At 72.3% G+C, this 24754-nt stretch carries 19 protein-coding genes and 1 pseudogene; 14 read left to right on the top strand and 6 right to left on the bottom strand.

The window, feature by feature from the left end; translation table 11 throughout:
- Positions 1–145 precede the first annotated feature (145 nt).
- Complete coding sequence (locus ACFYM0_RS05265) at positions 146–1684, bottom strand: S8 family serine peptidase (RefSeq protein WP_388496712.1); 1539 nt, start codon at positions 1682–1684, stop codon at positions 146–148.
- A gap of 225 nt (positions 1685–1909) precedes the next feature.
- Between ACFYM0_RS05265 and malX the strand changes: the two genes are divergently transcribed.
- The 5 genes from malX to ACFYM0_RS05240 all read left to right on the top strand — a co-directional run bounded on the left by malX (position 1910) and on the right by ACFYM0_RS05240 (position 9091).
- The gene (gene malX, locus ACFYM0_RS05260) at positions 1910–3517 is read left to right on the top strand and encodes a maltose/glucose-specific PTS transporter subunit IIBC (protein ID WP_388496709.1); all 1608 of its coding nucleotides are present in this window, start codon (positions 1910–1912) and stop codon (positions 3515–3517) included.
- A gap of 4 nt (positions 3518–3521) precedes the next feature.
- On the top strand, positions 3522–4745 hold the full coding sequence (locus ACFYM0_RS05255; protein WP_388496706.1) for a MalY/PatB family protein: 1224 nt from the start codon (positions 3522–3524) through the stop codon (positions 4743–4745).
- A 419-nt stretch (positions 4746–5164) separates the two neighbouring features.
- Positions 5165–6031, top strand: coding sequence for a SigB/SigF/SigG family RNA polymerase sigma factor (locus ACFYM0_RS05250; RefSeq protein ID WP_388496703.1), 867 nt, complete (start codon positions 5165–5167; stop codon positions 6029–6031).
- 181 nt (positions 6032–6212) lie between these two features.
- Positions 6213–7286: a glycine betaine/L-proline ABC transporter ATP-binding protein gene (locus tag ACFYM0_RS05245; RefSeq protein ID WP_388496700.1), complete on the top strand. Its 1074-nt coding sequence runs from the start codon at positions 6213–6215 to the stop codon at positions 7284–7286.
- Positions 7286–9091 (top strand): ABC transporter permease/substrate binding protein, encoded by a 1806-nt coding sequence (locus ACFYM0_RS05240; RefSeq protein WP_388496698.1) that lies wholly within the window; start codon positions 7286–7288, stop codon positions 9089–9091. The genes ACFYM0_RS05245 and ACFYM0_RS05240 overlap by 1 nt, the downstream gene beginning before the upstream one ends.
- 105 nt (positions 9092–9196) lie before the next feature.
- Here ACFYM0_RS05240 and ACFYM0_RS05235 read toward each other — a convergent pair whose 3' ends face one another.
- Positions 9197–11410 carry an MMPL family transporter gene (locus tag ACFYM0_RS05235; protein ID WP_388496695.1) on the bottom strand — a complete coding sequence of 738 codons (2214 nt, stop codon included), beginning with the start codon at positions 11408–11410 and terminating at the stop codon, positions 9197–9199.
- Between the two features lie 211 nt (positions 11411–11621).
- Between ACFYM0_RS05235 and ACFYM0_RS05230 the strand changes: the two genes are divergently transcribed.
- The 3 genes from ACFYM0_RS05230 to ACFYM0_RS05220 all read left to right on the top strand — a co-directional run bounded on the left by ACFYM0_RS05230 (position 11622) and on the right by ACFYM0_RS05220 (position 14041).
- The gene (locus ACFYM0_RS05230) at positions 11622–12893 is read left to right on the top strand and encodes a sensor histidine kinase (protein ID WP_388496693.1); all 1272 of its coding nucleotides are present in this window, start codon (positions 11622–11624) and stop codon (positions 12891–12893) included.
- Positions 12890–13558, top strand: a complete 669-nt coding sequence (locus ACFYM0_RS05225; protein WP_388496690.1) for a response regulator — start codon at positions 12890–12892, stop codon at positions 13556–13558. The genes ACFYM0_RS05230 and ACFYM0_RS05225 overlap by 4 nt, the downstream gene beginning before the upstream one ends.
- 153 nt (positions 13559–13711) lie before the next feature.
- Complete coding sequence (locus ACFYM0_RS05220; RefSeq protein ID WP_388496688.1) at positions 13712–14041, top strand: hypothetical protein; 330 nt, start codon at positions 13712–13714, stop codon at positions 14039–14041.
- 101 nt (positions 14042–14142) lie between these two features.
- On the opposite strand, the gene ACFYM0_RS05215 is transcribed toward ACFYM0_RS05220, so the two are convergent.
- On the bottom strand, positions 14143–15477 hold the full coding sequence (locus ACFYM0_RS05215) for a chloride channel protein (protein WP_388496685.1): 1335 nt from the start codon (positions 15475–15477) through the stop codon (positions 14143–14145).
- Positions 15478–15713: 236 nt separating this feature from the next.
- On the opposite strand from ACFYM0_RS05215, the gene ACFYM0_RS05210 reads away from it, so the two are divergent.
- The 4 genes from ACFYM0_RS05210 to ACFYM0_RS05195 all read left to right on the top strand — a co-directional run bounded on the left by ACFYM0_RS05210 (position 15714) and on the right by ACFYM0_RS05195 (position 21602).
- Positions 15714–18914, top strand: coding sequence for a TIM-barrel domain-containing protein (locus ACFYM0_RS05210; RefSeq protein ID WP_388496683.1), 3201 nt, complete (start codon positions 15714–15716; stop codon positions 18912–18914).
- A 204-nt stretch (positions 18915–19118) separates the two neighbouring features.
- Positions 19119–20030, top strand: coding sequence for an aminoglycoside phosphotransferase family protein (locus tag ACFYM0_RS05205; RefSeq protein WP_388496681.1), 912 nt, complete (start codon positions 19119–19121; stop codon positions 20028–20030).
- A gap of 108 nt (positions 20031–20138) precedes the next feature.
- Positions 20139–20543, top strand: coding sequence for a hypothetical protein (locus ACFYM0_RS05200; protein ID WP_388496678.1), 405 nt, complete (start codon positions 20139–20141; stop codon positions 20541–20543).
- Between the two features lie 144 nt (positions 20544–20687).
- A complete protein-coding gene (locus tag ACFYM0_RS05195; protein WP_388496675.1) occupies positions 20688–21602 on the top strand; it encodes a LysR family transcriptional regulator in 915 nt (304 codons plus the stop codon).
- A gap of 12 nt (positions 21603–21614) precedes the next feature.
- On the opposite strand, the pseudogene ACFYM0_RS05190 reads toward ACFYM0_RS05195, so the two are convergent.
- Both ACFYM0_RS05190 and ACFYM0_RS05185 read right to left on the bottom strand, forming a co-directional pair.
- Positions 21615–22856 (bottom strand): annotated as a pseudogene (locus tag ACFYM0_RS05190) (MFS transporter); the annotation flags it as partial.
- Positions 22857–22894: 38 nt separating this feature from the next.
- Positions 22895–23500 carry a TetR/AcrR family transcriptional regulator gene (locus ACFYM0_RS05185; protein WP_388496672.1) on the bottom strand — a complete coding sequence of 202 codons (606 nt, stop codon included), beginning with the start codon at positions 23498–23500 and terminating at the stop codon, positions 22895–22897.
- 113 nt (positions 23501–23613) lie between these two features.
- Here ACFYM0_RS05185 and ACFYM0_RS05180 point away from each other — a divergent pair, with 113 nt between their 5' ends.
- The gene (locus tag ACFYM0_RS05180; protein ID WP_388496669.1) at positions 23614–23874 is read left to right on the top strand and encodes a DUF6158 family protein; all 261 of its coding nucleotides are present in this window, start codon (positions 23614–23616) and stop codon (positions 23872–23874) included.
- 23 nt (positions 23875–23897) lie between these two features.
- Here the strand turns inward: ACFYM0_RS05180 and ACFYM0_RS05175 are convergent, their stop codons facing one another.
- Positions 23898–24077, bottom strand: coding sequence for a DUF6126 family protein (locus ACFYM0_RS05175; RefSeq protein WP_388496667.1), 180 nt, complete (start codon positions 24075–24077; stop codon positions 23898–23900).
- A 104-nt stretch (positions 24078–24181) separates the two neighbouring features.
- Here ACFYM0_RS05175 and ACFYM0_RS05170 point away from each other — a divergent pair, with 104 nt between their 5' ends.
- Positions 24182–24742, top strand: a complete 561-nt coding sequence (locus ACFYM0_RS05170) for a helix-turn-helix domain-containing protein (protein ID WP_327256818.1) — start codon at positions 24182–24184, stop codon at positions 24740–24742.
- Positions 24743–24754 lie beyond the last annotated feature (12 nt).

The following is a 24754-nucleotide window of genomic DNA, read 5'->3' as shown; positions in this document are numbered from 1 at the left end:
AACCCCCCCCCCCCCCCCCCCCCCCCCCCCCCCCCCCCCCCCCCCCCCCCCCCCCCCCGCCCCCCGGGCCCCCGCCCCCCCCCCCCCCCCCCCCCCCCCCCCCCGCCGTCCTGCCGTTCGGAACCTGCCGTTCGGAACCTGCCCTTCAGAACCGCAGCGCCCACCAGTCCAGGTACCCGGTGTTCCCGGCGAAGGCGTCGAACACGCGCAGGCGCCACACTCCGTTCGCCGTCTCCGAGGAGGCATTGACCGTGTACAGAGCGACGAGGTCGCTCTCCCCCCAGTCGGTGTACTCGTCCTTGACCGGGTACACCGTCCCGTCGGGTGCGATGAGGTCGATCCGCAGGGTCCCGGAGTCCGGGTGCTTGACAGCCACCTCCACGTCCAGCTTGGAGGGGGCCTTGCCCTCGACCCCGCTGACCGTGATCGGGGACCTGATGGTCTTCAGGTCCCCGACCGCGTAGTCCTTGGTGTTGGACACCCGTTTGGTGACCACTCGGTTCGCCACGCTGCCCAGGTAGAGGGTGCGGTCCGGGGAGCCGGGACCGCGGTCGAGCACCGCCCCGGTGGTGGCCTTGGACTTCAGGTAGCTCGCCACCTGGGCCGGGGTGGCGGTGCGGTTGAGGGAGAGGTAGACCGCCGCCGCTCCCGCGACGTGCGGGGAGGCCATCGAGGTCCCCGACATCGAGGTGCTCCACTCGTCGTCCCAGTACACGGCCGAGGTGATGTTGTCGCCGGGGGCGAACAGATCCACCCCCGAACCGTAGTTGGAGTACGAGGACCGCGCGTCGTGGGTACCCACCGCCCCGACGGTGATCGCCTGGGAGACCCGGGCCGGCGAGTGGGTCGAGGCGTCCTTGTCCTGGTTGCCCGCGGCCACCGCGTAGGTGATGCCGGAGGCGATGGAGCCCCGCACGGCCGCGTCCAGGACGCTGTCGGGGTCACCGCCCAGGCTCATGTTCGCCACGGCCGGCTTCACCGCGTGCCGGGTCACCCAGTCGATGCCGGCGACCACCTGCTCGGTCGTGCCCTCCCCGTTCCAGTCGAGGACCCGGACGGCCACCACCTTGGCGCGCTTGGCCACCCCGAAGGTGGTGCCCGCGACCGTTCCGGCGACGTGCGTGCCGTGTCCGTGCAGGTCCTCGGCGACGTTGTCGTCGTCGATCGCGTCGTAGCCGTACCGGGCACGCCCGCCGAAGTCCTTGTGACTGATGTTGACTCCGGTGTCGATGACGTACGCGGTCACCCCCACGCCGGCCGAAGAGGCGTACGTGTAGGCGTTGTTCAGCGGCTGCCTGCGCTGGTCGATCCGGTCCAGGCCCCAGGACGGCGGGGTCGGCTGGGTGGTGTCGAGGCGAAGCTTCCGATTCTGTGCGACCGTCTGCACGGCCGGATCGGCGGCGAGCCGCCGGGCCTGGCGCTCGGTCATCCGCACGGAATAGCCGTTGACCGCCGCGTCGTACGTCCGGCCCACCTTGCCGCCGAACCGCTCGACGAGGGACCGGCCCCGGTCCGTACGGGAACCCGCGCGCGCCGGGTCCAGCAGGACGAGGTAGCTGTCGGCGACGGCTCCGGGCGCACCGGCGTACAGGACCTCGCCCTCCGGCGGGGCCGCGGCCGAGGCCCCGGTGTCCACACCGAGCGCGAGCGCCGAGGCGAGTGCAACTGCGGCTCCGTACCGCATTGATAAGCGTGATCGCATGATCATGAAATCAGACCCCCCTGAGTCGTCCGCTCAGAGTGCTGCGTTCACAAGCTCCGCACAAGAGGCCCGAGGAGGCTCCGCTCCAGAGCCTCCGCAGGAGGAATCGGGCCCTGTGGATTGGGGCCCTTCTCCTCTTAGTCCCACCCATTCACAGAACGGAATCTTTATGTGCGACCCCCTCCGAATCCGGACGAAAGATCCACCATGAAGAAGACGAAGGCAGCGCTCTGGGAATTCCTCCAGGGCCTGGGCAAGACCTTCATGCTGCCCGTGGCCCTCCTGGCCTTCTGCGGCATCATGCTCGGCGTCGGTTCCTCGCTCTCCAGCCCGGCCGTCCTGCAGAACCTCTCCTTCCTGGACAACGAACCCCTCCAGCTGGCCTTCACCTGGATGTCCAACACCGGACTGGTGGCCTTCAAGTTCCTTCCCGTGCTCTTCGCGATGGCGATTCCGCTGGGTCTGGCACGTGAGGACAAGGGCGTCGCCGCCTTCTCCGGTTTCGTCGGCTTCGCCTCGATGAACCTCGCCGTCAACTTCTTCCTCACCACGCGCGGCGTGGACTTCGCGGACAAGGGCGAAATCGCGCACTACGGCATCGCCGACGTGCTGGGCGTCAAGTCCATCGACACCGGACTGCTCGGCGCGGTCGCCGTCGGTGTGATCGTGGCCCTGCTGCACAAGCGCTACCGCACCCAGCAGATGCCCGACGCGCTCGCCTTCTTCGGCGGCCTGCGCTTCGTCCCGATCGTCGCCGCCCTGGCCATGAGTATCGTCGGGCTCCTCGTCCCGCTCGTCTGGCCCACCCTGGGAAGCTGGATCGCCTCCGTCGGCACGGGCATCGCGCACGCCGGAGTCTTCGGCCCCTTCTTCTTCGGCATGGGCGAGGTGCTGCTCCGCCCCATCGGCCTGCACCACATCCTGGTCGCACTGTTCCGCTTCACCGACGCCGGCGGCGCCGGGGTGGTCTGCGGGGAGAACGTCAGCGGCGCCCTGAACCTCTTCTACGCACAGCTGTCCTGCCCCACCCCCTCCGGTGCGGCGCACACCGCGACGCAGTTCCTGTCCCAGGGCAAGATGGCCGCGTACCTCGGCGGTCTGCCGGGCGCCGCGCTCGCCATGTACCACTGCGCCAAGCGCACGATGCGTCCGGAGATCAAGGCACTGCTCGTCTCCGGCGTCGTCGCCTGCGTGGTCGGCGGGGTCACCGAGCCGCTGGAGTTCCTCTTCCTGTTCATCGCGCCGTGGCTGTACCTGATCCACGCGGTCCTGGTGGGCCTCGGTTTCCTGGTCTCCGCCGTCATCGGCGTGTACATCGGCAACACCGACGGCAACATCATCGACCTGCTGGTCTTCGGAGTCCTCCAGGGCACGACCACCAAGTGGTACCTGGTCCCGGTGATCGCCGCGATCTGGTTCGCCGTCTACTACTTCCTCTTCCGCTGGGCGATCACCAGGTTCGACCTGAAGACCCCCGGACGCGAGGACGAGCCCACCGAACCCGCGGCCGCCGCCGCGGACACCGAGGCCGAGGCCGACGCGGACGCGCCCAAGGCCGAGCTGGTCGCAGGCAAGTACGACCCGGTCGCCATCCTCGGAGCCCTCGGCGGCCCGGCCAACATCCACGCACTCGACAACTGCATCACCCGCCTGAGGATGACCGTCGGCGACGCCGCGCTGCTGGACGACGCCCGGCTGAAGAAGCTCGGAGCCATCGCCGTGGTCCGGCTCGACGACCACAACGTGCAGGTCATCATCGGCCCCCAGGTCCAGTCCGTGAAGGACGCCATCGCCAAGCTCACCCCGGTCGGCTGACCCGATGGGCACCTACGACTTCGACGCACCGGTGGACCGGCACGGCACCTGGTGCACCCAGTGGGACTACGTCGAGGACCGCTTCGGCGCTCCTGACCTGCTCCCCTTCACCATCTCCGACATGGACTTCGAGACCGCTCCCGAGGTCCTCGCCGCCCTGCGCGGCCGACTGGAGCACGGCGTCCTCGGCTACTCCCGCTGGCGCCACGAGGACTTCCTCTCCGCCGTCCGGCACTGGTACGCGACCCGCTACGACACCCCCGTCGAGCAGGACCGCATCGCCTACGCCCCCGCCGTCCTCTACCAGGTCGGCCGGATCCTGGACCTGTGGTCATCGCCCGGCGACGGGGTCGTGGTCCACACCCCGGCCTACGACGCCTTCCCCCGCCTCCTCGCCGCGCGAGACCGGGACGTGCGCGGGGTCCCGCTCCACGACTGGGACCGTCTGGAGCGGGAGTTGGCCCGCCCCGACACCACCGTGCTGCTGCTCTGCTCCCCGCACAATCCCACCGGCCACGTGTGGAGCGGGGCAGAGCTGGAGCGGATGGCCGAGCTGTGCGAGCGCCACGGGGTCGCGGTGATCAGCGACGAGATCCACTCCGACCTCGCGCACACCCCGCACCGCCCCTGGGCACTGCACGGCCGCCCCGGCAGCCGCTGGGCCATCGTGACCTCCGCCTCGAAGTCCTTCAACATCCCCGCACTGACCGGCAGTTACGGCATCTTCGGCGACACGGAGTCCTGCGAGCGCTATCTCACCCTCCTCAAGGACGCCGACGGGCTGTCCTCCCCGGCGGTCCTCTCCGTCGCCGGACACATCGCCGCCTACCGCGAGGGCGGGCCCTGGCTCGACGCACTCAACGCCTACGTGGCGGACAACCTGCGCATGGTCGGCGACCGCCTCGCCGACGCCTTCCCCGAGCTGGACTGGCATCCGCCCCGGGCGGGCTACCTCGCCTGGATCGATCTCCGGCCCCTCGCAGTTCCCGACGAGGTGCTCCAACGTGAGCTGATTCATACCGAGAAGGTGGCGATCATGCCCGGAACCGCCTACGGGCCCGAAGGCGCGGGCTTCGTACGCCTCAACGCGGGCTGTCCGCGTTCCAAGGCCGAGGCCGGCATCGAGGCCTTGATCCGGGCGCTGCGCACCACCTCGGGATCCGCCTCCGGATCCGCCCCCGGGGCCGCTTCCGCCGACGCCACAGGGCCTGCGGAGGCAGGGAATTGACCGGACGGCCGAGGGGATCGCGGCCGGACGGCCGATGTGCGACCGGAACGGAGCCCCGCCGCAAATGGGGCACGGATCCGGCTGGTTGATCTAGGAGGAAGGGGACTGGGGAACGGATCCGGAACCGGCTAGGGTGAACGCCCATCAAGGTCATGCGCCGCAAGCCGACCAGCCCAAGGAGCGACCCCGTGCCGATGCCCACCCCGTTCTCCCATACCGCCGGCCCCCTTCCCGGTCCCCGGACCGGGCCCCTTCCCGGCTCCCTTCCCGGGCCCCGCACCGGTACCCGTCCCGGCCCCTGCGCCGGCCGGCCGGCCGGCTCCGCCCCGGGCCCAGCCTCCGGCAGAGCCCCGGACCCCGCCCGGGGCAGAGAGCCCGCGGGCACCGTGCTCCCGCCCCGGATCGCGGAGCCCCGCGAGGTGGCCCCAGCGGACGCGCGCGAGCTGACGCGGCACTTCTTCCGCAGGCTCCACGAGCTGGACGAGGGCACCCCCGAGTACCGGTACGTCCGCGAGACCCTCATCGAGATGAACATCTCGCTCGTCCGGTTCGCGATGCGCCCTTTCCGCGGCCGCGGCGACGGAGGTGACCTCGAGGACCTCCTCCAGGTCGGCACCATAGGCCTGATCAAGGCCATCGACCGGTTCGACCCGGCCCGCGAGGTGGAGTTCGCCTCCCTCGCCATGCCGTACATCACCGGCGAGATCAAGCGGCACTTCCGCGACACCAGTTGGGCGGTCCGCGTACCGCGCCGGCTCCAGGAAATGCGCATCGACCTGGCCAAGGCGAAGGAGGAGCTGACCGCGCTCCTCGACCACCCGCCGACGGTCGCCGACCTCGCCGCACACCTCTCGCTCACCGAGGAAGAGGTCATCGAGGGGCTCGTCGCGGCCAACGGCCACACCAGCGGCTCCCTCGACGCCCCGGGCTCCGAACACGCCGACGGCCGCACCGAGGGCCACAGCCTTGCCGAGACGATGGGGGCCGAGGAGCCGGCGCTGGAGCGCGTCGAGGACATCCAGACGCTGGCTCCGCTGCTGGAACGCCTCAGCGACCGCGAGCGCCGCATGCTGGCGATGCGCTTCGGCGAGGAGCTCACCCAGGCCCAGATCGGCGCCGCCCTCGGCATCTCGCAGATGCAGGTCTCGCGCCTCCTGACCCGGGTGCTCGCGCATCTGCGGGCCTCGATGCTCGCAGACCCGGAGCGGTCCGGAGCCGGTTCCCCGCAGCAAGCGGAATCCGGTTGCACGGGTGCAGCCGCGGGTGCGGGTGGCGACGCAGCGTAAGTGACATGACTCACTTCACCGTTTGCAGAGGTTAAGCAGGGGCAGGAGCGCTGCTGGAGCGGACCCGTCCGCCGGCCGACGACGGCCGGATCGCGGGTGACGGGCGGATCCCGTCGCGCTCCACGGCCCGCCGGCCGCACGCAACCGGTGGGCCGTCTCCGGTACGACCCTTGAGGTGTATGTGTCCACGCTCATAGCCGAGCATGTGTACAAGGTGTTCGGTAAAGGACCCGACAACGGTGAGGCGGTCGCGAAGGCGGTCCGCGCGCTCGAAAGCGGCGCGACCGACCGCGACGGGCTGCGCGCCGAGGGAACGACGGCGGCGGTGATCGACGCCTCGTTCCGCGTCGAGCCCGGCCAGATCTTCGTCGTGATGGGTCTGTCGGGCTCGGGCAAGTCCACCTTGCTGCGCATGCTCAACGGCCTGCTGGAGCCCACCGCGGGGCGCATCCTCTTCGACGGCGAGGACCTCACGGCCCTCTCCCCGGCCGGGCTGCGCCGCGTACGCTCCACCAAGATCAGCATGGTCTTCCAGCACTTCGCCCTCTTCCCGCACCGCGACGTGCTGGAGAACGCCGGCTACGGCCTCGAGGTCCAGGGCGTCCCCCGGGCCGAGCGCGACCGGAGGGCGGCCGAAGCGCTGGCCCTCTGCGGGCTCGGCGGTTGGGAGAAGTCCTGGCCCGACGAGCTCTCCGGCGGCATGCAGCAGCGCGTGGGCCTGGCCCGCGCCCTGGCCACCGACGCGGACCTGCTGCTGATGGACGAGTCCTTCAGCGCGCTCGACCCGCTGATCCGCCGCGACATGCAGGACCAGCTGCTCGAACTCCAGAAGAGCCTGGGCAAGACCATCGTGTTCATCACCCACGACCTCAACGAGGCCATGCGGCTCGGCGACTCCATCGCCGTCATGCGCGACGGCCGCATCGTCCAGCAGGGCACGGCCGAGGACATCCTCACCCGCCCCGCCGACGACTACGTCGCCTCGTTCATCCAGGACGTGGACCGTTCGCGGGTGCTGACGGCCGACGCCGTCATGACCGGGGACCCCGGAGGACGGCCGGACTGCGGCTGCCCCACCGTCTCCGCAGACACCCCGCTCGCCGACGTGTGCGCCGTCAGCGCCCGGGTCCCGCACGACGTCGCCGTCACCGCCGAGGACGGCTCCGTCGTCGGCTCCGTCCCGCAGGGCCGCCTCGTCGCCTTCATCGGCGACGAGCGACGCGCCCCGCTGGACTGCGCGGAGGTGGCTGCCTGATGCCCCGCCTGAACCTCGGTTCCTGGGTCGACAGCGGTGTCGACTTCCTCCAGAGCCACCTGTCCTGGTTGTTCGACGCCATCGCCGCGCTCGTCACCGGGCTCTACGACGGCATCGAAGCCGTCCTGTCCGCGCCGAACCCCCTGCTGCTGGCCGGCGTCCTCGCCGTCGCCGCCTGGTGGCTGCGCGGCCTGCTCGCCGCCCTGCTCGCCTTCGCCGGCTTCGCCCTGGTCGACTCCGTGGCCCTGTGGCCCGAGGCCATGTCCACGCTCGCACTGGTCCTCGTCGCCACCCTGGTCACGCTGGTCTTCGCGATCCCGCTGGGCATCTGGGCCTCGCGCTCCGACAAGGTCAGCGCCACGCTGAAGCCCGTCCTGGACTTCATGCAGACCATGCCGGCGATGGTCTACCTCATCCCCGGCATCATCTTCTTCGGGGTGGGCGTGGTGCCCGGCATCATCGCCACCATCATCTTCTCGCTGGCGCCCGGCGTCCGGATGACCGAGCTCGGCATCCGCCAGGTCGACGCCGAACTCGTCGAAGCCGCGGAAGCCTTCGGCACCACCCCGCGCGACACCCTCGTACGGGTCCAGCTCCCGCTGGCGCTGCCCACCATCATGGCGGGCATCAACCAGGTGATCATGCTCGGCCTGTCCATGGTGGTCATCGCCGGCATGGTCGGCGGCGGCGGCCTCGGCGGCGCCGTCTACCGGGCCATCGGAAGCGTGGACATCGGGCTCGGCTTCGAGGCCGGCATCTCCATCGTCATCCTCGCCATGTACCTGGACCGGATGACCGGGGCCCTGGGCCGCCAGGTCTCCCCGCTCGGCCGCCGCGCCCTCGCCAAGGCCCGCTCCGCCGCCACCGGCACCGCCAAGGTGTGGAGCCACCGCCCGCAGCCCGTCTTCGCCGTGGCCTCGGCCGTGGTGCTGTCCCTGGTCGCGGGTGGCCTCGGAATCTTCGGCGACTCCGGGAAGGCGCAGGTCAACGCCGTCGGCGGGGCCGGGGTCGAGAACATCGGCAAGGGCCGCAAGCTCAGCATCGGCTACATCCCGTGGGACGAGGGCATCGCCTCCACCTTCCTCTGGAAGGAGCTCCTCGAGCGCCGCGGGTACCAGGTCGAGGCCAAGCAGCTGGAACTCGGCGCGCTCTTCACCGGGCTCGCCGGGGGGCAGGTCGACTTCCAGACCGATGCCTGGCTGCCGACCACGCAGTCCGAGTACTGGAAGAAGTACGGCAACAAGCTCGACGACCTCGGCACCTGGTACGGACCGACCTCGATCGAGCTGGCCGTCCCGTCCTACATGAAGGACGTCAAGACCCTCGCCGACCTGAAGGGCAAGGCGGGGGAGTTCAAGGGCCGGATCATCGGCATCGAGCCCAGCGCGGGCGCGATGGGCCTCCTCAAGGACAAGGTGCTGCCGCAGTACGGGCTCGACGGTGAGTACAAGGTCGTCGACGGATCGACCCCTGGCATGCTCGCCGAGCTCAAGCGGGCCTATGAGAAGAAGGAGCCCGTCGCGGTCGTGCTCTGGTCGCCGCACTGGGCGTACGCCTCCTACGAGCTGACGAAGCTCGAGGATCCCCAGGGCGCCTGGGGCAAGGGAGACGGCATCCACAACGTCGCCCGCAAGGACTTCGCCGCCGACGAGCCGGAGGTCGCCCAGTGGCTGAGCTCCTTCAAGCTGACGGAGGCCCAGCTCACCGGTCTGGAGGCCAGGATCCAGGAATCGGGCAAGGGCAAGGAACAGCAGGCCGTCCGCGCCTGGCTGGCCGAGCACCCCGAGGTCGCCAAGCTGGCCTGAGCCTGACTCTGAGCCTGAGCGCCGACGCGAGTGTGCGGGGGCCGGTGCGCGAAGCCCGTTCTGCGGAGCTTCGCGCACCGGCCCCCGCACGGTTCGGCCGGCGGCTCAGCCGGTCATGATCCGCTCGGGCGCCCGGTGCCCGCCGCCGCCCGGCACCGAGGCCTCGGACGTCGGGCGCTGCCTGATCGGCCACCACAGGGACCAGCCCAGGAGCGAGGCCAGGGCCGGCACCAGCACGAGCGACAGCACGAAGGCGGAGAGCAGGATCCCGAGGCCCGTGGCGAAGCCGATCTGCTGCGTCGCGGAGCCCTGACTCGCGGCCAGGCTCCCGAAGGACAACGCCAGCACCAGGCCCGCGGTCGCGATGGCGGGCGCCGTGTGGCGCACGGCCCGGGCCACGGCCGCACGGGCCGGACCGGGCCGGTCCATCTCCTCCTTGATCCGGTCGGTGATCAGGATGTTGTAGTCGGTGCCCAGCGCGACCACGAACAGGAACAGCACCAGCGGCAGCGAGAAGTCCACGCCTGGCCGGCCCGCCGCGTGCTGGAACACCAGCGTCGAGGCACCCAGCGTGGCCGCGAAGCCCAGACCCACGGAAAGCATCAGGACCACCGGAGCGAGCAGGCTGCGCAGCAGCAGGAACAGGATCAGCGCGATCAGGGCCGCGGCCACCGGGAAGACCACCTTCAGGTCCTTGTCCACGGCGGACGCGATGTCGGAGAAGATCGCCGCGGTACCGCCGACATGTGCCTCGGTACCCTTCGGCCGGTGCGCGGCCACCGCGTCCCGGACCGGGCCGGAAACCAGGTCGCGGGCCTCCTGTCCGTGCGGATCCGCGGTCGGGAACACGTCGATGCGGGCCGCCCGGCGGTCCTCGCTCAGCACCGCCGGCGCCACCTGGCCCACTCCGGCGACCGAAGCCAGCGCGCGGGAGAGACCGCCGAGGCGCTCGGCCGTCAGCGCGCCCCCGTCGGTGGCGGTCACGAACACGCCGGCCGGATCCGACACCCCTGCGGGCAGCGCGCGGGCGATCTCGGCCGCCGTCGCCGCCGAAGCCGTGTGCTCCCCGCCCGCACTGCTCTGCCCGTAGTCCATCCGCATCCCGATCATCCCCGCGGCCAGTGCCCCCAGCAGGGCCACCGAGGCCAGCACCAGGGTCAGCGGCCGCCGTGCCACCAGGCCGCCCATCCGGGCGGCCACGCCCTCGCGCGGCCGGCGCTTCAGCGCCCGTGAGGGCCAGAACATCCTGCGGCCGGTGACCGCGAGAATGGCCGGCATCAGGGTCAGGCTGCCGAGCAGCATCACCAGCACGGACACGGCGATGGCCGGGCCCAGCACCCGGAACTGGCCGAAGGTGGCCACCGCGAGCGTGGCGAACGCGGCGACGATGGTCAGTGCCGCACAGGTGATCGCCGTACCGACCCGGCCGGCGACCTCGGCCGCCGCCGCCCGGCCCGACTGCTCAGGGTGCTTGCGCAGGTGCTCGCGGAAGCGGAAGAGCAGGAAGAGGAAGTAGTCGATGCCGATGCCCACCAGCACCACGCTGATCAACTGGGGCGTGGACGCGTCGAGTTCGATCCCGGTCAGCAGCGCGGTGCCGACCACGACCCCGGCCGCCGCCCCGCCGATGATGCTGACGGCGACCAGCGGCAGCAACGCCGCCAGAACGCTGCGGAACACCAGCACGTGCAGCAGTACGATCACCGCGAGCATTGCGGCGCCCACGATCTTCGACCGGGTCTCCTCCGCGTCGGCGGTGTCCACGGTGTCCGCGAGCCCGGCGGTGAACCCGGTCCGCAGGTCCGCCTCCGCGAAGGCGGCCCGGGTGTGGTCCCGGAAGGCCCGGTACAGGTCCTGCATCCCGGGATCCATGGGATTGCCGGTCAGCTCGACCGACAGCAGCCGGAAGCTCCGGTCGGGCGCCGTCATCGCCGGGCTGATCCGGGGCGCCTGGGAACGGTCCTGCACCAGGAAGGGCGGGGTGTCCTCGGGCTTCGGCATGGCGATCCGCTGCCGGGTAAGCTTCGCCGCCTCGGAGTCGATCCGCCGCTCGTCGGCGGCGGTCAGCGGCGCACCGTCGGCCCGGGCCACCAGCATGGTCAGCGGGTTGGCATCGGGCTTGACCCCGAAGTGCTCCTCGGCGACCTTCAGCGCGGCCGCCGAATCGTAGGAGGCCGGAAGGAACTCGCCGGTGCTCGTCTGCGTGGCGCGGAACACCAGCGCCTGGCCGAGGATCGTCAGGGCGATGCCCAGCACCGCCCAAAGGGCTATGACCTTCCATGGACTTCGGGTGGCGAAGGCGGTCAGGGCGCGGATCAAGGAGTCCTCCGTAACGGGGCGGCGGCCGGGGGTCCCCGGCCTGCTCACCAGCTCATCAGCGGGCGCACCCCGAAACGTCAGGTCCCGGGAGGAGCTCGCACCCGGGAGCAGGGGCCGGTGCGGGCCCCCGACCAGGACTCTGGTCCTGGTCGGCACTCCTCCTCGGGGCCCGCAGTCCGGAGACCACCCGATGGGAAGATGGAATATGCCGATGATCAGAACGGACCTGAGTCCGAAGGATGCCCGGGCCCTGAACGGGGCCCGGATCCTGCACGGGGCCCGGGCCCTGAACGGAGCACGGATCTCGAACCGGATCCAGGCACTGAACTGGACCCGCAACGACGCGCTCGTGGCCATCGGAGCCGCCGTCGTGGACCTGACCGGCTTTGCGCTCGCCGCCGCCGAGGCCGGCCGGCCCCTCACCGTGACCGCCGTCGCCCTGGTGGTCCTGGCCGCACCCTGCCTGCTGGCGCGGCGGGTCCGGCCGGTGGCGGTGCTCTGCGCCGTGCTCGCCCTCGGCGTGGCGCTGAACCTGATCACGGCACAGGGCCCGCACTTCTCCGCGGGAACCATCGTCGCGCTGTACTCCGTGGCCCGCGTGCGCGGCCCGGCGGTCACGGCGGCGGCCGCCCTGGCGGCCGTGCCGCTGACGGTGCTCGGCAGCAGCGGCTACGGGGGGATCAGCAGGTTCACGGGCCTGCTCGGCAACACGGTCGCCGTCCTCCTCGTCGTCGCCGCCGCGCAGCTGGTGCGCCGCTGGCAGCAGGAGACCGAGGCCAAGCGCACCCTGCTCGCCGAACGGGCCGTGGCCGAGGAGCGCCGCCGCATCGCCCGCGAACTCCACGACATCGTGGCCCACCACATCACCACCATGCAGCTGATGGCCGGCGGAGCGCGGGCCAACCTCGCGCGCGACCCGGAGGTGGCCCGCGAGGCCCTGGTCACCCTGGAGGGGTCCGGGCGGATGGCGCTGCGCGAGATGCGCCAGCTGCTCGACGTGCTCCGGGCCGGGGAGGAACCGGAACGCACCCCGCCGGCCCCGCAGCCCGGCACCGGCGACCTGGACCGGATCGTCGCCGAGGCCGGGCTCGGCGGCCTGGAGACCGGATTCACCGTGGACGGGCCGGTCCGCCCGCTGCCGCCGGCCCTCGGCCTGACGGTGTTCCGCATCGTGCAGGAGTCGCTGACCAACACCCGCAAGCACGCCGGGCAGCGGGCCCGGGCGCACGTACGGCTGACGTATCTCCCGGACGAGGTGACGGTGGAGGTCCGCGACGACGGTGCGGGGGACCGGCAGCCGCCTTCGCGGGCGGCATCGGGTTCCGGCTACGGTCTGATCGGAATGCGCGAACGGGTCGCCCTGCAGGGCGGCACCCTGGAGGCGGCCGCCCTGGACTGCGGTGGATTCCGGGTGGCGGCGCGCCTCCCGGCCCCACCTGGTCCGGACGCGCCCGGGGGAGAAGGAGAGGAAGAACGCGGATGATCCGTGTGCTCATTGCGGACGACCAGCCGCTCGTCCGGAGGGGCCTGGCCCTGATCCTGACCCCCGAGCCGGAGTTCGAGGTCGTCGGCGAGGCCGGGGACGGGGCCGAGGCGGTCGCCCTCGCGGAGCGGCTGCGGCCCGACGTGGTCGTCATGGACATCCGGATGCCGGTCCTGGACGGGGTCGGAGCCACCGGGGAACTGGCCCGGCTGCTGCCGCAGTGCCGGGTCCTGGCGCTGAGCACCTTCGACATGGACGAGTACGTGGTCGCCGCCCTGCGGGCCGGAGCCTACGGGTTCCTGCCCAAGGACGTCTCCCCGGAGGAGCTGACCGCCGCGATCCGCACCGTCCACACCGGCGAGGCGGCGGTGGCGCCGCGCCTGCTGACCCGGCTGATCTCCACGTATGTACGGGTCCCCGCGCGGCCCGTCAGGCGGACGGCGGAGGTTCCGGCCGAACTCACCCCCCGGGAGCGGGAGATCTGGCAGCTTCTGGCCACCGGACTGGACAACACGGAGATCGCCGCGGACCTGGACATCAGCGTCTCCACGGTCAAGAACCACATCACCGGCATCTTCGGCAAGCTGGGCGTCCGCGACCGGGCCCAGGCGGTCATCGCCGCGTACGAATCGGGCGTGGTGGAGGTCGCGGAAGGGACGCGCTGAGTGCCAAGTCCGCGGGGAGGGACGGGAGGAGCCCGGGGTGCACACCTCTGACCTGCCGGAACATCCCCGGAACACTGGAGGATTCACCCGTGCGCAAAGGGGCAGGTCCATGGCACAGTGCGATCAGTCCAACCGCACGACCAGGGAGTCTCCATGAGCGATCCGCACTCCACGCAGCTCGCGGCCGCCCCCGAGTACCGGGCCGAGCCCGGGCGGCTGAGCCCGTCGGGCCTGCCGAGCCCGGCCCGTCGGCTGAGCCCGGTGAGTGAGTCGAGCCCGGCGGGTCAGCCGGGTCAGCCGGGTCCGCTTCCGTGCTGCCCGGTGTGCGAGGAAGCCCCCGAACGCATCTCGTGGCGTCAGCGTCCCGGGCAGCCGGTGCTTCTGGTCTTCGATCCCTGCGGACATCGGCACGGCTCGCCGGCGGCGCCGGTCCTGGCCGTGAGCCCGCTGCCCGAGACGGGCCGGCGACGGGCCCTCGCCTGAGCCCGCCCGCCCACCGGACGAGCCCGCCGCCGTCCGTGCGGGGAACGCGGGTGTTGCCGTAGCCGATGGGCGGCCGATGGGCGGGGGAGCGCACCGCCGGCTCAGGCGTCGGCGGGGGCGGGCCGGAGGTGGGCCGGGTCCGCGGGGCGCTGGTGGTCGATCAGGGCGGAGGCCAGCAGGGCCGTCACCGCCGAGAGCACCAGCAGCGGCATCAGGGTGGGTGCCTCCTTGCCCAGCAGGGCGGCGGCCAGGACCACGCCGGTCACCGGGAGCCGGGTACCGGCCACCCCGGCCGCGCAGATGCCGGCCGCCAGGGCGGGGCCCATGCCGAATCCGGGGAGGCTGCCGAAAGCGATGCCGATCGCCGCCCCGATCATGATGGACGGGAAGATGGGACCACCCCGGAGGCTGCCCAGGGCGATGCTCCAGCCGATCAGCTTGAAGACCGAGAGGGCGATCAGCGCGCCCACCGCCCAGGACGAGGGCTCGGCGGCCAGCAGGCCGACGGTGTTCTGGCCGGACAGGGCCACCTCCTCGGGGGAGCGTCCGGTGATCAGCGCGTAGCCGGTGACACAGAGGCCGACGGCCACCGCGCACAGGACGATCCGCTGCGCGGAGGTACCCGTCCAGGCATGCACGCGCAGGCCCCCGGACTTGCCCAGGGCGACCAGGACGCCGATCAGGGCGGCCATCGGAATGCCCCACAGGAAGTCGCCGGCGTCGGGCAGGCCGACGGCGGGTTCCCGGGGGAGGGTGAGCGCGCCGATGCCCAGGCCGGTCCAGTGCCCGAAACCGGTGAAGACCAAAGCGCCCACCCCGCTGGCGACCAGGGCGGGCAGGATCAGCACGAGGATGCGGGCGCCCCCGGCCACGAGGGCGGCTCCCTCCAGCACCATCACCACCGGGATCAGCGGACTGCCGAAGATGGTGCTGATGGCGGCGGTGGATCCGGCCATGCCCAGCACCGTGGCCAGTTCGGGCTCGGCGGCGCGCTTGGCGGCGCGGATGCTGAGCAGGGCGAGGCCGCTGCCCATCGCCATCAGGGGTGCCTCGGGTCCCAGCATCACGCCGAGGGGCAGGCAGGCCAGCGCGGCCAGGACCACGCTCAGGGTCTCGCGGGGCATGGTCGGCGGGCCGCCGAAGCCGTAGGCGGGGACGTGTCCGCCGGCGCCGGCCATCCGCGTGATGATCGGCGCGGCGAGCAGTCCGGCGAGGGTGAGCGTCGGCAGGCCCCACCACCACGGGGGGCGGGCGTAGCCCAGCAGGTCGGGTGCGGTGTGCCAGACCCAGTGCTGGAGCTCGTGTTCGAGGCTGACGAAACCGAAGGCGAACAGCGAGACCGGGATGCCGATGAGCGCCGAGAGGACGAGCAATCGCAGGGTCCCGGGGGCGAGGAGGAGCTGACGGAGCGATGCGGGCTGTTGCGCCTGTGCCATGAGTGCGGGGCCCTCCAGAAACGTCCGTGGTTCGTCCCAGGGTCGGTGCGCGGGGCGCGTCGCGCAGGGCGGGTGGGCCATACGAGTGAGGGATCGCCATCCGGATGCATGCTCAAAGATGCTCGTTGACCAGCCATTCCGAGCATCTTCCTTCAAATGAGGTCTCCGGGCCGCTATGTTGCCCGGTGCATGCCAAAAGGTGTGTCCGCAGTCCGGACCGCACGAGGAGCCGCCCCATGAGACTCATCAGCATCCGCAGAAGCCCACGGCGGCGGCGCGCCCCGGCGGCCGCGCTGCTCGCCGCGGTCCTCGCCGTGGCCGGTCTGGCCACCGCCGGCCCCCTCTCCTCACCGGCCTCGGCGAGGGCCGCGGCGCCGGCCCCGGCCACGGCCGGCAACGCCACCGGCGTCACCCAGTCCGGGAGCACCTTCACGATCGCAACCTCCGGCGGGGCCAAGGCCCGGGTGGTCGTCGCCCGCGCCGACATCTTCCGGCTCTGGCTCTCACCCGACGGCACCTTCACCAGCGACCCGGCCGGCACCGACCTCGCCCCCACCACCGACTTCGGTCCCGTGAGCGCCGCCTGGACCGACGCGGGCACGTACTACAAGATCACCACCGGTTCCCTGTCCATCCGGGTCAACAAGACCCCCCTGCAGTTCTCCGTCTACCGTGCCGACAACTCCACCCTCGTCTGGCAGGAGACGCAGCCCACCTCCTGGACCAGCAGCCAGACCACCCAGTACCTCGCGCGCGGAACCGACGAGCAGTTCTACGGAACGGGCCTGCGCCTGGGCGAATGGGCGCTGCGCGGCAAGACCGTCCCGATCGCCGTCGACAACAAGTGGCGCGAGAACAACAACGCCAGCCCCGCGCCCTTCTACGTATCGACCAACAACTACGGCGTGATGCGCAACACCTGGGCCCCGGGCTCGTACGGTTTCAACGCCCCCACCACGCTCACCCATGACGAGAAGCGCTTCGACGCCTGGTACTTCACCGGCAATTCCCTCAAGACCGTCCTGGACGCCTACACCGACGTCAGCGGCAAACCCTTCATGGCCCCGGCGTGGGGCTTCGAACTCGGCAACGCCGACTGCTTCAACGCCTCCAACCCGGCCTACCAGGGCGATCACAACCGGCTCCGCCACCAGACCACCCCGGACGTCGTCGGCTACGCCACGGACGCCCGCGCCGCCGACATGCCCTCGGGCTGGTTCCTGCCCAACGACGGCTACGGCTGCGGCTACACCGCGCCCCTGAAGTCCACGGTCGACGCCCTGAAGGCCAAGGGCTTCCAGACCGGCCTGTGGACCTCGACGGGCCTCGGCAACATCAACGAGGAAGTGGGAACGGCCGGTTCCCGCGGTGTGAAGACCGACGTCGCCTGGATCGGCGGCGGTTACAAGACGGCATTCGCCGGTGTCCAGCAGGCCGTCGACGGCATCGAGAAGAACTCCGACGCCCGGCGCTACGTCTGGACCGTCGACGGCTGGGCCGGCACCCAGCGCAACGCCGTCGTCTGGACCGGTGACACCAACGGCACCTGGGACGACATGCGCTGGCACGTCCCCGCCATCACCGGCGCCGGCCTCTCGGGCCTCAACTACGCCACCGGCGACGTCGACGGCATCTTCGCCGGCAGCCCCAAGACGTACGCCCGCGACCTCCAGTGGAAGGCCTTCACTCCGGCCTTCATGACCATGTCCGGCTGGGGCGCGACCGGTCCGACCGCCGGCTACCAGGACAAGCAGCCCTGGCGGTTCGCGGAGCCGTACCTCTCGATCAACCGCAAGTACCTCCAGCTGAAGATGCGGCTGATGCCGTACCTGTACACGATGAGCCGGACCGCGCACGAGACCGGCGTCCCGAGCACCCGCGCGATGGTCCTGGAGTACCCCGAGGACCCGGTGGCGCGCGGCAACCTGACCAGCGGCCAGTTCATGGCCGGCGACTCCTTCCTCGTCGCGCCCGTGGTCTCCGACACCTCCGTGCGGGACGGCATCTACCTCCCGGCCGGCACCTGGACGGACTACTGGACGGGCAAGACCTACGCCGGACCGGGCTGGCTCAACGGTTACCAGGCGCCCCTCGACACCCTGCCCCTCTTCGTCAAGGGCGGCGCCATCGTTCCGATGTGGCCGCAGATGAACTACACGGGGGAGAAGCCCGTCTCCACCCTCACCTACGACATCCACCCGCGCGGCGCCACCTCCTTCAGCCTGTACGAGGACGACGGAATCACCCGGGCCCACCAGAGCGGAGCCTTCGCCCGCCAGCAGGTCGAGGTCACCGCCCCCGCCTCCGGCTCCGGCACGGTCAACGTGTCCGTCTCCGCCCCGGCCGGCAGCTACACCGGCAAACCGGCCTCGCGCGGCTACGAGTTCAGCCTCCACGTGGCCACCGCCCCCACCGCGCTCACCGTGGACGGCGCCGCCCTCACCCGGCTGACCGGCAAGGCCGCCTACGACGCTGCGGCGACGGGCTGGTTCTTCGACTCCGCCGACCGCGGCGGCATCCTGTGGATCAAGACGGGTACGAAGTCGGGCGCGTTCAGCGTCTCGGCGAGCGGCACCTCCGTCCCGGCCGCAGACCCCATCCCGGTCACCTCCAGCCCCGTCCCGCAGACGGCCTGGACCCTGGTCTCCGCCGACAGCCAGGAGACCGGCGGCGAGAACGGCGCCGCCCGCAACGCCTTCGACGGGAACACCGGAACCATCTGGCACACCGCCTGGTCCGGTTCCGCCCCCGCGCCGCTCCCGCACGAGATCCAGATCGACCTCGGCGCCCGCTACACCGCCGACGGCCTCGGCTACCTGCCCCGCCAGGACGGCGGGGTCAACGGCCGGATCGGCGGCTACGAGGTGTACGTCTCGGACACCACCACCGACTGGGGATCCCCGGTGGCCACCGGCACCTTCGCCGACACGGCGGCCGTCAAACAGGTCTCCCTCTCAGCGAAGGCCGGCCGCTACCTCCGGCTGAAGGCGCTGACCGAAGCGGGCGGCCGCGGTCCCTGGACCAGCGCCGCCGAGATCACCCTCACCGGCCGCCCGACCCCGCTGCCCGCGGCCGCCACTCTGGTCAACGGAGCCTCGGCCACGTGCATCGACCTGCCGGGCAGCGCCACCACCTCCGGGACCCAGCCCACCCTCTACAGCTGCCACGGCGGCCCCAACCAGCGCTGGACCCTGCAGGGCGACGGCCGGCTGACCGGCCTCGGCGGAGTCTGCCTGGACGCCGCCACCGCCAACGCCGTCGCGATCCAGACCTGCAACGGCAGTTCCGGCCAGAACTGGCAAACCGGACCGGACGGCAGCCTTCGCAACTCCGGACAGTGCCTGACCCCGGCCGGCTCCGCCACGGCCAACGGCACCAAACTCACCCGGGTCGCGTGCGCGACGACCGCGGCCCAGCGCTGGACCTTCACTCCCTGACCCCGCGGGCGCGCCCCCGCGACGTGCCCGGCATCCCAATGAGAGCCGCCTGACACCCCCCACAGAGCCCGGCCCGGCACCCAGCCGGGCCGGGCTCCGGCACGCCGGGGCACGGCCGTTACCGTGGAGGCCGCGATCCCCGCAGCTCGTACCCCGTCACTCGTACCCCGTCACTCGTACGTCGTACCTTTCAGGAAGGTGCTCATGCCCGCCGGGAAAATGCACGCCGACGAACCCGACATCGACACCGACCTCGTGCGCAGGCTGATCGCCGGGCAGTTCCCCCGATGGGCGGAGCTTGCGGTCGAGCGGGTCGACTCCGCCGGGACGTCCAACGCCATGTACCGGCTGGGCGGGGACCTGGTCGTACGGCTGCCGCGCACGCCCGGCGCGGCCGGCGACGTCGGCATGGAGCACGTCTGGCTGCCGCGGCTCGCCCCGGACCTGCCGGCCGCCGTCCCCGCCCCCATCGGCCTGGGGCGGCCCGCCGACGGCTATCCCTGGTCCTGGTCCGTCTTCGGCTGGGTCCCGGGCGAGAACCCCGTGCCCGGCCGGATCGCGGAGCCGGACCTCCTGGCCGAGGACCTGGCGGAGTTCATCTCCGCACTGCACCGGGCCGATCCGGCGGACGCTCCCGCCTCCTACCGCTGCGAGACCCTGGCGGACCGGGACGCCGCGACCCGTGCCGCGATCGCGGAACTGGGCGCGAGCGCAGACGCCGACGTCCCGGCCGGGGCGGTGACCGCCCTGTGGGAGGAGGCCCTGCGTGCCGGGCCCTGGTCCGGGCCGCCGGTGTGGATCCACGCCGACCTGCAACCGGGGAACCTGCTCCTCGCGGACGGAAAGCTCGCCGCCGTCATCGACTTCGGCTGCGCGGGCCTCGGCGAACCCGCCGTCGACCTGATCCCGGCCTGGTACGTCCTGCCGGCCGCGGCCCGCCCCGCCTTCCGGGCCGCCCTGGACGCCGACGACGCGATGTGGACGCGTGCCCGCGGCTGGGCCCTGTCGATCGCCCTCATGGAACTGAACTACTACAAGGAAACGAATCCGGTCATGGCGGCCATCGCCCGCCACGTCATCGGCGAACTCCTCGCGGCGGTCCCGGGGCCCGAATGACCGGAACGCGCACGAGACCGGGCGGGAATGACGGGAACGCGCACGATCCGACCGGCCGTTCGGCCGGGGTATGGATGGTTGTCGGTGCCGGTTGCGAGCATGGGTGGCATGACGCCTTTCCTTCTGACCGACATCGACCGCGCCGTCCGCAGCAGTTGGAGTGCGATGACGTGCACGCCCGAGTACCGCGACCGGTGGACCCGGGAGAACCCGGCCCGCGACCAGTGCGGTGTGACCGCCATGGTCCTCAACGACCTGCTGGGCGGCGAGCTGCTCCGCGGCGAGGTCCTCGTCGACGGCGAGCGCGTGGACTACCACTGGTGGAACCGCCTGGGCCTCGGCATAGAGATCGACCTCACCCGCGAGCAGTTCGGCCCGGAGGAGAAGATCACCGAGGGCATCGTCATGCCCCGCCCCCCGGAGGGCGAGTGGCGCCGACTGCGCACGGAGTACGAGCTCCTGCGCGACGAGGTGATGGCCAAGCTCACCGGCGCCGCGAAAGAGACGGCCTAGCCGCAGCGGGTCGGCACCCGGCCCCCGCCCTCGCGATGGCGGGGGCCGGGTTGCCGCCCTGGGCCGTGAACTGATCGTCGGGCAGCCGGACATCCAAGTCAATCCTCCGGATTTCTCGTAACCCCCAAGGGATAGCTTGGGGGTGTGACCCTCGACGATCTCCGTGTCTTCGTCGCCGTATGCCGGGCCGGCAGCCTCAGCGCCGTCGCCCGCGACCTCGGCCGCACCCAGTCCGCCGTCAGCCAGCACATCCGCCGTCTGGAGAAGGAAACCGGCACCGCGCTCCTCGAGCGCCACCCGCGCGGGGTCTCGCCCACCGCGGCCGGCCTGATCCTCCGGGCGGCCGCCGCCGACGCCATCGCCGGACTCGACGGAGCCCTGCGCCGGCTCGACGACCTCGTACGGGGCGACGGCGGATCGGTCCGCGTCACCACCGGGGCCACCACCGTCCGCCACTTCATGGCGGAGGCGATCGTCACCTTCCGGCGCGGCCACCCCCGGGTCAGCCTGGAATTCCAGACCGAGAACTCCAGCCGGAGCTGCTTCGAGGCCCTCTCGGCCGAGGACCTCGACCTCGCGTGGATCACCATCGGCGCCCCCGTGCGGGGCATCGAGCAACGCCCCGTCATGCGGCTGCCCTGGGTCCTGGCGGTCGGCGCCGACGACCCCCTCGCCGCCCGCTCCCGGCTGGAGCCGGCCGACCTCGGCGCCATCCGTCACATCAGGCTGCCGGAGAACTCCGCCTCCCGCGCCCAGCTCGACGCCGCCCTCGCCGAAGCCGGCGTCCGGATCAGCTCCGACACCAGCGCCGCCGACTGGGACACCGCCCTCCTCCTCGCCGAACTGGGCCTCGGCCACGCCGTCGTACCGGCGCTGCCCGGCTGGCAGGTACCCGGATCAACCGGACCGCTGCGCCTCGTTCCGGTCCCCGCCCTGCCGCCGCTCGCCGTCGGCTGGGCCGTCCGGCGCTGGTCCGCCCTCTCCCCGCTCGCCCGTGCCTTCGCCGACGAGGTGGCCCGCAGCTGCACGGCCCGCGCGACCGCCCCCGGCCCGCCGTGACGCGGGCGGTCGCTTCGACGGCATCCGTGACGACGGCAGTCGTGACGCGGGCAGCAGTCCTGCGGCGGCCAGCCCGGCCAGCGCCGCGACCGAAGCCCCGGTCCCCGCGGCCACCGCGATGCCGAGGGCGGGGCCGACGTTCATCGCCGTCTGCTTGAGCCCGCCCACCACCCCCGCGTGTCCGGCCGGGGCGTCCCCGACCACCGTCCCGGTGGCCGTCACCATCACCGCGGCGAAGCCCGCGCCGAGCACCCCGAACCCCCAGCCCGGCCCCAGTCCCGTGATTCCGAGCGCCACCAGTCCGGTTCCGGCCATCGCCGTCCCGCGGGCCCCGAACCGGCGCAGCAGGGCCCCCGCCACCGGTGCGCCGACGACCATGGCGGCCGTCATAGGCAGCACGCGCAGCCCGGTCGCGAGCGGATCGAGCCCCGCCGCGTCCTGGAGCGCGAAGCTGGCCCCGAACAGCGCCCCGGACAGTGCGGCGGAGACCACGGCCAGCAGTGCGACGGACGCGGTCACCGGTACGGAGCGGGCCACCGGGCGCGGCACCAGGGGCTGGGCGGAGCGGCGCTCGGACCGTACGAGCAGGGCCGTCAGCGCGGCCGCAGCGGCGAACCCGGCCAGGGTCCGGGGTCCCGACCAGCCGTGTTCCGGTACGCCGGCCAGCGCGTGGACCAGCACCGCGAGGGCCGTCGCGAGGAGGGCCGCGCCGCCCGGCCGGATCCGGCCGGGCTCGGTGGGCGGGGGCGCGGGGACCCGTACGAACAGGGCCGCCGCCGCGATCGCGAGGGCGGCGGGGACGTTCGCCACGAACACCGCGCGCCAGCCGAAGCGTTCGACCAGTACACCCCCGAGCAGGGGCCCGGCCGCCGCGGCCAGACCGATCGCCGCGGTCCGCACCGCTACCGGCCCGCCGATCCGCCCGGGCGGGTACGCGAGCCGCAGCAGGGCGAGCGTGGCCGGCTGGAGCAGTGCCCCGAACAGCCCCTGGGCCGCGCGCAGGGCGATCACCCAGCCGGCCCCGGGAGCGAGCGCGATGCCCGCCGAGGCCGCCGCGAAGCCGAGTACGCCGGTGAACAGCAGCCGGGTGTGCCCGTACCGGTCTCCCAGCCGCCCGGCGAGGACCAGGAAGGCGGCCACGCTCAGCAGGTACGCGCCGCTCGTCCACTGCACCTCGGCCAGACTCGCGCCGAGGTCCCGCCGCAGGCTGGGCTGCGCCATGAGCAGGACCGTCCCGTCGAGGGCGACGAGCATCGCGCCGGCCGCGCTGACGCAGAGCGCGAGCCGGGGCCTCACGGGCGGTGCCCCGGCAGATGGGCGTCGAGGGCGGCGTCGACCACCCGGTCGACGGAGGCCGCCGGATCGCCGTCGAGGGCCAGGGGCAGGCTGCCCCAGGCCCACAGCTGCGCCACGCCGTGCAGATTGGCCCAGAGCGCGGCCGCGGTGATGCGGGGGGCTTCGGCCGCCGCGCAGCGGGCGACCAGGGAGACGAGCAGCTCGAACAGCGGCAGTGTGGAGTCCCGGAGCCGGGCCCCCGGCGGCCCGTCCTGCCCGCCGCCGTCCAGCAGGTCGTGGCGGAACATCAGCTCGAACATGCCGCGGTGCTCCAGCGCGTAGCCGACGTACGCGCGCCCCAGTGCTCGCACCTGCCCGCGCGGATCGTCCGCACCCGGGCCGGCCATGGCGTCGGGGATGCGGGAGCCGAGCTCCTCGAAACCGCGCCGGGCGATGGCGGACAGCAGTGCGTGGTGGGTGGGGAAGTACCGCCGGGGCGCCCCGTGGGACACCCCGGCGCGGCGGGCGATCTCGCGCAGCCCGAGCGCGGCGGTCCCTTCGCTCGTCACGAGCTCCACCCCGACGTCGATCAGCCGCTCGCGCAGCCCGCTGTCCTGATCCATGGACACTGTCTACCACCGAGCCGTAGACAGTGTCTATCTCCCTTCCTCGGTGATGATGGGATGAGCGCGGCCGGGCGAGGCGCCCGGCCCGGCCGAGGGAGAGGTGACCTGCCATGGCGGAGCGCGAGGCCCGTGAGGCCGGGCCGTCGGCGGGCGGGCTCGAAGAGGGCCGCCTGATGAAGGAGCTCGAAGCCATCCACCGCACGCGTCACGAGACCCTGCTGCACGGATCGGACGACGCGCTGGTCACGCACACCCGGCGGATGGAGGAGCTGGAGCGCGAGTACGTGCGCCGCCACCCCGAACGCGCCCAGACCACCGGCCGCACCCGCTCCGGCGCGCGCGCCCGCACGGGAACGGAAGAACAGGGCTGAAGCCCCGGGGTGATGGGGGGGGCCTACTTCTCGGCGTGCTCGCCCAGGACGAACAGCAGCCAGACGAACCCCGCGAACAGGTGCGTGCCGGCGATGTAGAAGAACGCGCGCAGCAGCACGCCGTTCTCCTTCCACTTCTCGTACTTCGCCGCGGCGGCGGCGGAGCGCGCCCGCTCGGAATGCTCGTCCTGGTCCGTCATCACCCGAACAGCGTACGGGCGCGTCCGTGCGCCCGTCTGTGCCATTCATGAATCAGACTTGCTTCATGTGAGACAAATTTGTATCGTTTGATACGAAGGAGGATCGCATGATGAACCAAGAAGAGCTACTGGACGGCGCCGCACGCGTGCTCGCCGGCGATCACAGTGCCTCCATGGCGCACATCGCCGCGGGCATCGGGACCAGCCGCGCCACGCTCAGCCGCCGCTACGCCACCCGCGAGGCACTCCTCAAAGCCGTCGCCGTGCGGGCCATCGAGGTGGTCGACGGGTGCCTCGCCCCCGCCGACCTGCCCGGCGACGCCGACGGAGCGGAGTTCGACGCCGCGCTCGAGCGGCTCGTCACCGGGCTGCTGCCCGCCGCGCACCTGTACGGGTTCACCTCCCGCGACGCCACCGTGCTCGCCGACCCCGAGTTCCGGGCCGGGATCCAGCGCCAGGACCAACGGGCCCTCGCCTTCCTCGCACTCGGCCAGCGCCTCGGCCGGCTCCGCGTCGACCTGCCCGCGTACTGGATCTGGTACTCGCTCTGGGGGCTCCTCGACGCCGCCGCCGAGGGCGTCCGCGACGGCCACCTCGCCCGGCGCGACATCGGCCGGCTCGTCCTCGCCTCCTTCCTCAGCGGAACCCGGCCGTCCCCGGCGGCCTGAGCCCGCACCCCC

Source organism: Streptomyces sp. NPDC006487, assembly GCF_042870555.1.
Lineage (GTDB): Bacteria > Actinomycetota > Actinomycetes > Streptomycetales > Streptomycetaceae > Streptomyces.
Note: the sequence above shows the minus strand (reverse complement) of the source record. Positions and strands in the feature narration are given on the sequence as shown.